The 2,521-nt window shown below is 25.6% G+C and carries 3 protein-coding genes and 1 pseudogene; 3 read left to right on the top strand and 1 reads right to left on the bottom strand.

What is annotated here, in order from left to right; all coding sequences use genetic code 11:
• The 3 genes from AB1Z17_RS02880 to AB1Z17_RS02870 all read left to right on the top strand — a co-directional run.
• Nucleotides 1-879 (top strand): polysaccharide biosynthesis C-terminal domain-containing protein (locus AB1Z17_RS02880; protein WP_368050285.1); only part of this gene is annotated, 879 nt, incomplete at its 5' end.
• 274 nt (nt 880-1,153) lie between these two features.
• Nucleotides 1,154-1,768 carry a hypothetical protein gene (locus AB1Z17_RS02875; RefSeq protein ID WP_368050284.1) on the top strand — a complete coding sequence of 205 codons (615 nt, stop codon included), beginning with the start codon at nt 1,154-1,156 and terminating at the stop codon, nt 1,766-1,768.
• Between the two features lie 43 nt (nt 1,769-1,811).
• The gene (locus AB1Z17_RS02870; protein WP_368050283.1) at nt 1,812-2,306 is read left to right on the top strand and encodes a DinB family protein; all 495 of its coding nucleotides are present in this window, start codon (nt 1,812-1,814) and stop codon (nt 2,304-2,306) included.
• On the opposite strand, the pseudogene AB1Z17_RS02865 reads toward AB1Z17_RS02870, so the two are convergent.
• Nucleotides 2,299-2,521 (bottom strand): annotated as a pseudogene (locus tag AB1Z17_RS02865) (hypothetical protein); the annotation flags it as partial. The gene AB1Z17_RS02870 and the pseudogene AB1Z17_RS02865 sit on opposite strands and share 8 nt — an antisense overlap.

Here is a 2,521-nt window from a genome sequence, read left to right as displayed (position 1 = left end):
TTGATTATGAAATTCTATGCTATGTACATTTACATGCCAAAGTTAGTTTTTAAATTACCAGCCAATATTAAAGAAATACTCTCATTTTCTATATATATTATTATTGCTGGTTCTGCATCTGGAATTTTATTAGAAATTGATAAATTTATGATTCCTCAGATGGAAAAAATAGCTGAAGTTGCCTATTATTCTGTCGGAATTTATATTGCAAGTGTAGTTGCAATTCCAACACGAGCCATGCAGCAAATTACAAATCCAATTACTGCTAAAGAGATGAATTCCAATAATATAGTAGAAGTGGAGAAGCTATATAAACAAAGTTCTATAAATTTACTGGTAGTTGGTGGATTGTTATTTTTACTGATAAATTTAAATATCACGGAACTTTATGAAATAATAAATAGGCCACAATACACCAAAGGAATTTTGATCGTTTTAATTATTTCTATTGCCAAAATAATGGATTTAGCCCTAGGAACAGGAAATGCTATTTTGGTAAATTCTAAATACTATAAAATATTTTTTTATTTGTCATTAACTATGGCGTTAAGCGTTATTATTTTAAACAGATGGTTAATTGGTTTAATCGGAATTAATGGGGCCGCTTTAGCTACGTTAATTGTAGTTTTAATATATGGTGTTATTAAAATATTTTTCATAAGATCCAAGTTAAATATTCAACCATTCAGCAGAAATACTATAAAAGTTTTAGTAGTTATTATGTCAATTTATTTTGTAATTAATTTTTGGAATTTTAGTTTGAATCCAATCCTTAGTATACTTATAAAAGGTGTATTAATAACCTCTGTTTATTTAATTTTAATTAAAAGGTTGCATATTTCTGAAGATTTAAATAAGCTTTTTTCAAAGTATTTTTAAAAAATAAATGCTTTTGAAAATAGCAAAGTTGATGGTTAAAAATCAAGTATCATTTCTATAAAAAACTTCCAACTGTTATTCCTGCGAAAACAGGAATCCATAATATGTATTCTTTATTACCCTAAAATCATTTTAAATCTTAACAAATATTGTGTGGATATCTGCCTGAGATTAGATAAGACATACAATTACTCGAATCAATGTAATTTTTATTACAATACAAACTCATTTTAAATTAATATATTCGCTTTTTAGTAAGTTTTAATAACTTTTTATGGAATATTTTTACCACATTTTATACGGAGTCTTTATGGCATATTTTGGATTAATCTCTCCTGGTATGTTAAATATGACTGCTTTAAAAATTAGAATTAATACAGGTAAGTTTGAAAGTGTAAAATTTGCTATTGGAGCTTCTATTGTTGTATTTATTCAGGCAGGAATAGCTTTATATTTTGCTGATTATTTTTTGAAAAATCCAACAATTATTCAAACTTTAAAAAAAATTGCAGTTTTTGTATTTTTTATACTCTCAATTTTTTTCTATGTTCTTTCCCGAAAGCAATTAAACCCTAAAACAACTAGTGCAAATGGAAACTTTTTTTTAAAAGGAGTAGGGATGTCCGCAATAAATATGTTAGCAATTCCCTTTTATTTAGGCTTAAGTATTTATTTAACTTCTATTAATAAATTAATTATTGAGCAACCATATATTTTGCTATTTGTGTTTGGTGCTGGTATTGGTTCGTTCTTAATATTTTATACTTATATTTTGTTTGCAAATATTATTATTAAAAAAGTAAGTTTTATAGCAAAAAACATAAATTTACTTTTGAGTTTACTTTTTTTACTTTTAGGAATTTTCACATTGATAAAGATATTACAATAGTTTTATTTTTTATATTTACAGAATACAAATACTATATTGAATAATGATTAAAGCTATTGAGAAAAACTTAGAAAGAGGCGTTCAACTTTTACAAAGTATTTCTGACGAAGATTACCGAAATACTTCAATAGCACCATATTATTCTAGTATTGGAACTCATGTACGCCATATTTTAGATGTTTTCGATTGTATTTTTGAAGGTTTACCCAAAAAAGAAATTAATTTAATTAATAGAAAACGAAATAATTTAGCTGAGAATTTTACAAAAAATGGAATTTCTTATTTTAATGAAATAACCGAAAAACTTATATTATTAAAAGAATCGGATTTTGACCAAATTGTTAAAGTAACAGACGATTTAGGATTGGGTATTATTACAGCAAATTATACCTTGGGTGGCATTTTAATTCAAGCACATAGCCATGCGATTCATCATTTTGCAAGTGTTGGATATGTAATTTCTCAATTAGGAATCGAATTTCCAGATAACGATTTTGGATTTAATCCTACTACTCCAAGAACAAAAACTACTAATTAGCCACTAACTTATTAACAGTTCTTAGATATTTTTTATATTTAAAATAAACGGATATTAAGTATTTTAAATTGGTGAACTCACCTTTGTTAAGTTGTTTGTTTTTAACCCCAATTTTGTAAATAATTTTCCAATGATTTTTTATGGATTTTAAGGCTTTTAAATATGAACCTTTTGAAGCGTCATAAATATGAGTTGGTTCTGAAATTACGCCATTA

The sequence above is a fragment of the Lutibacter sp. genome (genome assembly GCF_040883305.1).
Lineage (GTDB): Bacteria > Bacteroidota > Bacteroidia > Flavobacteriales > Flavobacteriaceae > Lutibacter.
The sequence above is the reverse complement of the archived record's forward strand: the minus strand, read 5'-3'. Positions and strand labels throughout refer to the sequence as shown.

What these genes read in the sequence shown, in the direction of transcription:
- AB1Z17_RS02875 (WP_368050284.1), top strand. Translation starts at nt 1,154, where the DNA reads ATGGAATATTTTTACCACATTTTATACGGAGTCTTTATGGCATATTTT.
- AB1Z17_RS02870 (WP_368050283.1), top strand. Translation starts at nt 1,812, where the DNA reads ATGATTAAAGCTATTGAGAAAAACTTAGAAAGAGGCGTTCAACTTTTA.